Source organism: uncultured Campylobacter sp. (genome assembly GCF_938045535.1).
Lineage (GTDB): Bacteria > Campylobacterota > Campylobacteria > Campylobacterales > Campylobacteraceae > Campylobacter_B.
Genome location: NZ_CALIMQ010000138.1, coordinates 1 through 7243, shown reverse-complemented (window position 1 = coordinate 7243; position 7243 = coordinate 1). Strand labels below are relative to the sequence as shown.

Sequence of the window (7243 nt, the reverse complement as noted above, 5' to 3'; positions counted from 1 at the left end):
TGGAGCCTAGCGGGATCGAACCGCTGACCTCCTGCGTGCAAAGCAGGCGCTCTCCCAGCTGAGCTAATTCCCCATTCATCCTTTACTTCGCAGACTAGATAGCTAGTCTTTGAGCGAAAGCAACGCTTTACGCGCCTACCTAAAGTTATAAAGAGGTATTTTGAAATTTTATTTCTCATAGATTATAAATTTAGGTTTTTGTCTAGGCAGTTCAAGGAATTAGACAAATTTATTAGCCGTCAATCTCTCAAACCTAAACAAGCTCGATTGAGCATGCTTAGAGCTAAGCATAAGCTAGCGCTAAGACTTTATGATAGATACCTTGTGAGAGGATATCTATTTGTACTCTAGAAAGGAGGTGATCCAACCGCAGGTTCTCCTACGGTTACCTTGTTACGACTTCACCCCAGTCGCTGATTCCACTGTGGAGGGTAGCGAATTTCGCATTCCCGCTTCGAGTGAAATCAACTCCCATGGTGTGACGGGCGGTGAGTACAAGACCCGGGAACGTATTCACCGTAGCATGGCTGATCTACGATTACTAGCGATTCCGGCTTCATGGAGTCGAGTTGCAGACTCCAATCCGAACTGGGACATATTTTTTAGATTTGCTCCATCTTACGATATTGCGTCTTATTGTATATGCCATTGTAGCACGTGTGTCGCCCCGGACATAAGGGCCATGATGACTTGACGTCGTCCACACCTTCCTCCTCCTTACGAAGGCAGTCTCATTAGAGTGCTCGGCCGAACCGTTAGCAACTAATGACGTGGGTTGCGCTCGTTGCGGGACTTAACCCAACATCTCACGACACGAGCTGACGACAGCCGTGCAGCACCTGTCTTAACATTTCTGCAAGCAGACACTCTTCCATCTCTGGATGATTTGTTAGATATCAAGTCCGGGTAAGGTTCTTCGCGTATCTTCGAATTAAACCACATGCTCCACCGCTTGTGCGGGTCCCCGTCTATTCCTTTGAGTTTTAATCTTGCGACCGTACTCCCCAGGCGGTATACTTAATCCGTTAGGTGGATTACTGCCGTGACTAGCACAGCAACAACCGGTATACATCGTTTAGGGCGTGGACTACCAGGGTATCTAATCCTGTTTGCTCCCCACGCTTTCACGCATTAGCGTCAGTTAAGTTCCAGCAGATCGCCTTCGCAATAGGTATTCTTCTTGATATCTACGGATTTTACCCCTACACCAAGAATTCCATCTGCCTCTCCCTTACTCTAGATTATCAGTTTCCCAAGCAGTTTAACGGTTGAGCCGTTAGATTTCACAAGAGACTTGATAATCCGCCTACGCGTCCTTTACGCCCAGTGATTCCGAGTAACGCTTGCACCCTCCGTATTACCGCGGCTGCTGGCACGGAGTTAGCCGGTGCTTATTCGTTAGGTACCGTCATTATTCTTCCCTAACAAAAGGAGTTTACGCTCCGAAAAGTGTCATCCTCCACGCGGCGTTGCTGCGTCAGGGTTTCCCCCATTGCGCAATATTCCCTACTGCTGCCTCCCGTAGGAGTTTGGACCGTGTCTCAGTTCCAATGTGACTGATCATCCTCTCAGACCAGTTACGCGTCATAGCCTCGGTAGGCCGTTACCCCACCGACTAGCTGATACGATATAGTCTCATCCCTTGCCGAAATTCTTTCCCGATTTATCTTATGGTAAAAAGGAGTATGGAGTATTAGCAGTCATTTCTAACTGTTGTCCTCCAGCAAGGGGCAGATTAGCTATATATTACTCACCCGTGCGCCACTAAATTTAAAAGAGCAAGCTCTTTTAAATTCCGTTCGACTTGCATGTATTAGGCACGCCGCCAGCGTTCACTCTGAGCCAGGATCAAACTCTCCATATTTATTTGATTTCGCAGACTAGCGAAGCTAGTCCTTGCGACCAAAGAGCTACGCCCTTTGGAAACCTCTAAAGCACACCGCTTCTATCGGAAGCGGCGTATATTATGCAGATAAAACCTATTATCCGCATAGTTAAATTTTAAAACTAACGAAACTTCCGTTAGTTCAGATTCAAATAATTGAATCAGGCCTTAGAGAGTCGATATGAAGTTTTTAATCTAAAAACTTTATGTTTTTGTAACATTGTTTTTATGGATTAGGTTTAGTTAAAGCTAGATGCTAATTAGATATTCGTTACGGATGTAAAAAATAATCTAAATTCGATCCGGCGATCTAAATCTTAATCCATAGGCTCAATCGATCACTTGTTTAGATTTCAAAGATTGACTAAAGATATTTGTTTTTAACAGTTAAAATTTTAAAAAACGCGTTCGCTAAAAGGCTAAAACTACTAGGACTTAAGAGTTAAGAAAGCAGGTTCGGCTCGGTGCGAAACAGAATTGTGATTATACAAGAGCGATGCTTAAAGGGGGCTGAATAATTAGCAGAAAAATGAGGAGTTTTTAAACAAAGAAAAATTCACAAAAAGGGTAAAATTTTAAAGAAACGTCAAATAAGAAAGCGAGGAAATTTAAAAGTAATCAAACCCAGTATAGCTTCTATATACAAAATTCTACTTTTAAAATTTCCTCATAATTTAAAATTTCTGCGAAATTTCTAAAATTCTAATACGCCATCAGCTTGGCGCCGAATGCACCGCGCACCAAACTCTCGCTTTTGTTTGCTAGCTTATCCATCATCTTTTCATATGCCGAAGGCTCCTGCCAGATCGGATCTGCTACGCCGCTAGCCTTTATGAGCGCGCTCTTAGCGTCCTCTAAAGAGCCCACCTCGTCGATAAGCCCGACGCCTTTGGCGCCGCTAGCTAAAAATACTCGCGCATTCGCCCACGTATCGCGCTTCCTAAGATCCAGAGAGCGCGCCTGCGCCACCTCGCGCGTAAATAGCTCGTAGCTCTCATCCACCAGAGCTTGGAGGCTTGCGCGCTCCGCGTCGCTCCATTTTCGCATCATCGTGCCCGCTTCTTTGAGCTCGCCCGCTTTGACGATCTGTTCGGAAAACCCCAATTTAGCGGCAGCTTCGCTCACGTCTAAGCCCTGCATGATAACGCCTATGGAGCCGATGAAGCTGCCCGGATTTGCATAAATTTTACTCGCCCACACGCCGCCTAGGTAGCTGCCGCTCGCCATCGTGCCCTTGGCGTAGGCGACGACCGGCTTGCGCGAGTTTAGGGATTTGATAGCCAGCGAAATTTCCACGCTAGGGCTTAGTGCGCCGCCGGGACTATCGATCAGCAGGAGCACTCCTTTGATCGCCTCGTCCTTTTTCAGGGTTTCGATCTTTTCTAAAATTTCGCTATCGTCCATTATCGCGCCGCTTAATGAAAGCTGAGCGAGATTCGCGCCCTTTTGTTGCGCGCTTTCGCCGCCTGCGAAAATCAAAAACAAAATAAGCAGAAAAATCAAGGATTTAAAGTATTTGTTGATAAACCCGAGCACGGCGCCGATCGGCGCAAAGATATTCTTTAGAAATTGCATTTCATTCCTTCGATAAAAAGTGATTTTGCGTTTTTGCTCTGCAAAATGAGCTGTAGCGGCAGCTGAGCTTCGTCGCACTCAATGCCTTCAAAAACGGCGATGTCGGCGAGCTTGCCCTCTTTCAGCTCGCCCAAATTTAGCCCCAACGCAGCTGCCGCATTTCTCGTCGCGCCTAAAAGTAACGCCCGCGCCAGCTCTGCCAAACCCAGCTCGTCGTGCATCATTAAATTTGCACGCAGCTCGTCTAAAAAGCTTAGACTGAAATTCGAGCTAAGCCCGTCGGTAGCGATGTTGTAATTAAGCCCGCTTGCGAGCAGCTTTTTAAAGCTCAGCCGCTTTTTGCTAAGCAGGCGGTTGGAGCGCGCGCAGTGCGTGATCGAGTGGAGCTTCGGATCAAAGATGCTAAAATCATCCACCCACACGCAATGCGTAAAGAGCGTGCGAAGCCCGCTAAAATGCGCTACGAAGCTCTGCGGCGAATAAAAAGGCGCGGGCGCGGGATTAAATTTGGCAAGCCAGGTTTTAAATTTGCCGCGACCCGCGCGCAGCCACTGCCGCTCATACGCGCTCTCCATAAAATGCGTGCTTATAGCAAGTCCGTTTTCGCGGGCAAGCTTCGTCGCAAACTTCGTAATCTGCGGGTGCGCCGAGTACGGCGAGTGCACCGACACGGCAGGGATAAAAAGCGAGTTTGCGAGCGCCTTTGCGCGCCCAAATCGCTCTTTAAATTTAGAGATATTCTCCGCCGCAGCGTCTTTGCTCGCGCCTAAAATTTCATTAAAAAATACAGTTCTAATGCCGCTTTGCGCGCAAACTTCAGCCTCGCCGCCGAAGCTTGAAATTTCACCGATCGTACCCACGCCGCTTCGCATCATCGCGGCGATCTGCTCCGCGATTAGCCGTCCGCGCGCCGCCGCGTCCAGCTGCTGTCTTGAGGCGATGACGCTACCTAGCCAGTCCAAAAAATCGCCGTAGCGCAGCGTGCCTTTGTTTGCGCTAAATTCCAAATGCACGTGCGGATTTATAAACGCAGGCATCGCTATATCGCCGCTAAAGTCCAAAATTTCGGCTTGCGGGTATTTGCGCACCGCACTAGCAAAGGCGCAGACCTCGATTATTTTCTCGTCAAAGACGATCGCGCCATCTTTTAAAATTTTAAAATTCTCATCGCAGACAAGAACCCACTTCGCCCTTAAAATTCTCATCGTTTTCCTTATCTAAAATAGCGCGTGATTTTAGCATAAAATTCTCTTCCGTGCTAAAGTTAGAGATAAAATTTTAGCGACCGGGCTTGAGCGGGTAAATTTAGCGCCATAGTAAAAAATAAGCTCGCTTTGGTTATAATTTTTGCTTAAATTTCAAAACAAGGACGCAAAAATGAAAATTATGGTGATTCAAGGACCGAATATCAATATGCTTGGTATGCGCGAGCCCGCTATTTACGGGGTTATGAAGATGGAGGATATCCATGAGCAGATGAAGGCGGTCGCCGATCAGAGCGGCAACGAGATCGAGTTTTTTCAGAGCAATTTCGAAGGCGAGATCGTCGATAAGATCCAAGAGTGCTTCGGCACCTGCGACGGCATCATCATCAATCCCGCCGCCTACACGCACACTTCGCTTGCTATCCGCGATGCGCTCGCCGCAGTCAGCCTACCTGTGATCGAGGTGCATATCTCAAACATCGCTCGCAGAGAGGAGCTTAGACAAAAAAGTCTAATAGCGCCCGTAACAGCGGGTCAGATCATCGGATTCGGTCCCGTGGGATACCATCTGGCAATGATCGGAATGATTCAAATTTTTGAGCAGATCAAGGCAGCCAGAGCCGATCAGAAAGCCGAGTAGGACTGGGATTAAATTTGAAAAATTTTATCCTAAAGGACGAAAACGCCGTTTACCACGAGTGCGGATACAGCTGCGACAACGCGATATTTTTGAGTCTCGCGGGGCGCAAATTTTTCCTCACCGATGCGCGTTATAGCATCGAGGCGCGCGAGCTTTGCAAAGATACCGAGGTTATCGAGGTCGAGCGAAATTTGATAAAAGACGCGCGGCTGTTTTTGCGAAAGGCCGGCGTAAAGGAGCTTAGCTACAACCCGTATGATTTTAGCGCGGGCGAGTGGGAAGCTCTGAGCAAGGGGCTTGGGATAAGATTTAAGGCGCGGGCGAATTTTTCGCAAATTTCGCGCATAATAAAATCAGAGGATGAGATAAAAATTTTAAAGCAAGCGGCGCAGCTAGGCGCCCAGAGGTTTGACGAATTTGCCGCGTTCGTGCGCGCTAGCGGCGAAGGCATGAGCGAAGAGGAGCTGTTTTTTAACGCCGAGCTCATCTTTAAGAAAAAGGGCGAGCTCGCGCTTAGCTTTTCGCCTATCGTCGCGATCAACGAAAATGCCGCTAAAGCGCACGCTCTGCCGAGTAAAAAGCGGCTACGGCAGGGCGATTTGCTCCTGCTTGACGCGGGGGTTAAATTTAACCGTTACTGCTCCGATAGGACGCGCACGGCGTGCTTTGACGAAAATTTTAACTTCGGCAAGGAGCAAAATTTTAAAAACGCCAAACGGCAAGAGATTTACGAGATCGTAAAAGAGGCGCAAGCTCTGGCGATCGCGGCGGTTATGCCCGGCAAAAAGGCACGCGAGATCGACGCGACGGCTAGGGATTTTATCGCCGCTCAGGGCTTTGGCGAGGCGTTTTTCCACAGCACCGGACACGGCGTCGGAGTCGATATCCATGAGCTTCCGTTCATCTCAAAGCGCGAAGATACCGTGCTAAAAGAGGGGATGGTCTTTAGCGTGGAGCCTGGGATTTACTTACCCGGCGAGTTTGGCGTGCGCATCGAGGACGTCGTGGTCGTGCGCGAAAATGGGGCTGAAATTTTATGAGGGTAGCCAGGTGAACGTGCGACTTAAGGAAAACGGATTTTACGAGTGCGCGGACGCGCTGTGCGTCGTAAAAAGCGCCGTTTTTCCGATGAGACGCCGCGAGCGCGGAAATTTTAAAAATTTATACCTGATTGGACTCGGCGGAAATTTAGGAGATGTCAGGCGGCGCTTCGAGCGATTTTATCGCGTTTTACAAAGCGACGCGCGCTTTTTCGTAGCGCAAAATTCCTTGATCTTAAAAAACAGGCCGTTTGGCTTTTTAGATCAGCCCGATTTTTTAAACGCCGTAATGCTCGTGCAAAGCTCTCTGCCACCGCTTACATTGCTTAAAATCATGCAGCGCGCGGAGCGACGATTTGGGCGCAAAAGAAGCTTTAAAAACGCGCCGCGCACGCTGGACGTGGATATTTTATACGCAAGCGCAAAAGCAAGACCGGGCGACAGGCTGGCTCTGCCGCATCCCGGAGTAAACGAACGCATAAGCGTGATTTTGCCGCTTGGAACGATGAAATTTAAAAGAGGACTGATATGCAAACTAAAATCGTAAATTTTTTAAGCGCCAAGGGCGGAGTCGGCAAGAGCGTGATTGTAGCAAATTTCGCCGAAATTCTAAGCGAGCAGGGCTACCGCACGGCGATCATAGAAGCGCCAAATTTAAACAATCAAGAGATCATCTTAAACGCTTTGCAAAGAAAGAGGATTTCGCTGCCAAGCGCCATCGCAGTAAAAATTTCGCAAAATTTAACGCTCGTTTCGCCCGCGCTTGCTTCACAAAATCCCGTGTCCTCGCAAAATTCTGCAAATAGCACGAATTCTGCGGCGCAAAATTCTATCAAAAACGTAAGCTCTAGCGCGGACGATTACGTCATGCAAAATTCTATAGGTAGCGCGCAAGGCT

General features: G+C 48.2%; 6 protein-coding genes, 1 tRNA gene and 1 rRNA gene. 4 read left to right on the top strand and 4 right to left on the bottom strand.

Annotated features, from left to right (window positions below):
* From Q0095_RS04540 to Q0095_RS04525, 4 genes are all read right to left on the bottom strand, one after another.
* Positions 1 to 71, bottom strand: a tRNA-Ala gene (locus Q0095_RS04540).
* Between the two features lie 280 nt (positions 72 to 351).
* Positions 352 to 1864, bottom strand: a 16S ribosomal RNA gene (locus Q0095_RS04535).
* 723 nt (positions 1865 to 2587) lie between these two features.
* Complete coding sequence (sppA, locus tag Q0095_RS04530) at positions 2588 to 3460, bottom strand: signal peptide peptidase SppA (RefSeq protein WP_297881772.1); 873 nt, start codon at positions 3458 to 3460, stop codon at positions 2588 to 2590.
* Positions 3448 to 4665 carry a metal-dependent hydrolase gene (locus tag Q0095_RS04525; protein ID WP_297881769.1) on the bottom strand — a complete coding sequence of 406 codons (1218 nt, stop codon included), beginning with the start codon at positions 4663 to 4665 and terminating at the stop codon, positions 3448 to 3450. Before Q0095_RS04525 ends, sppA begins: the two co-directional genes overlap by 13 nt.
* Before the next feature lie 172 nt (positions 4666 to 4837).
* Here Q0095_RS04525 and aroQ point away from each other — a divergent pair, with 172 nt between their 5' ends.
* From aroQ to Q0095_RS04505, 4 genes are all read left to right on the top strand, one after another.
* Positions 4838 to 5305 carry a type II 3-dehydroquinate dehydratase gene (aroQ, locus tag Q0095_RS04520; RefSeq protein WP_297881767.1) on the top strand — a complete coding sequence of 156 codons (468 nt, stop codon included), beginning with the start codon at positions 4838 to 4840 and terminating at the stop codon, positions 5303 to 5305.
* A gap of 14 nt (positions 5306 to 5319) precedes the next feature.
* Positions 5320 to 6345 (top strand): M24 family metallopeptidase, encoded by a 1026-nt coding sequence (locus Q0095_RS04515; protein WP_297881765.1) that lies wholly within the window; start codon positions 5320 to 5322, stop codon positions 6343 to 6345.
* A 10-nt stretch (positions 6346 to 6355) separates the two neighbouring features.
* Positions 6356 to 6892, top strand: coding sequence for a 2-amino-4-hydroxy-6-hydroxymethyldihydropteridine diphosphokinase (gene folK, locus Q0095_RS04510; RefSeq protein WP_297881763.1), 537 nt, complete (start codon positions 6356 to 6358; stop codon positions 6890 to 6892).
* The coding region (locus Q0095_RS04505) for a P-loop NTPase (RefSeq protein ID WP_297881761.1) at positions 6874 to 7243 on the top strand (370 nt) is incomplete at its 3' end. The genes folK and Q0095_RS04505, both read left to right, overlap by 19 nt.

Coding starts and splice junctions, on each gene's coding strand:
- sppA (WP_297881772.1), bottom strand. CDS start 3,460: ATGCAATTTCTAAAGAATATCTTTGCGCCGATCGGCGCCGTGCTCGGG.
- Q0095_RS04525 (WP_297881769.1), bottom strand. CDS start 4,665: ATGAGAATTTTAAGGGCGAAGTGGGTTCTTGTCTGCGATGAGAATTTT.
- aroQ (WP_297881767.1), top strand. CDS start 4,838: ATGAAAATTATGGTGATTCAAGGACCGAATATCAATATGCTTGGTATG.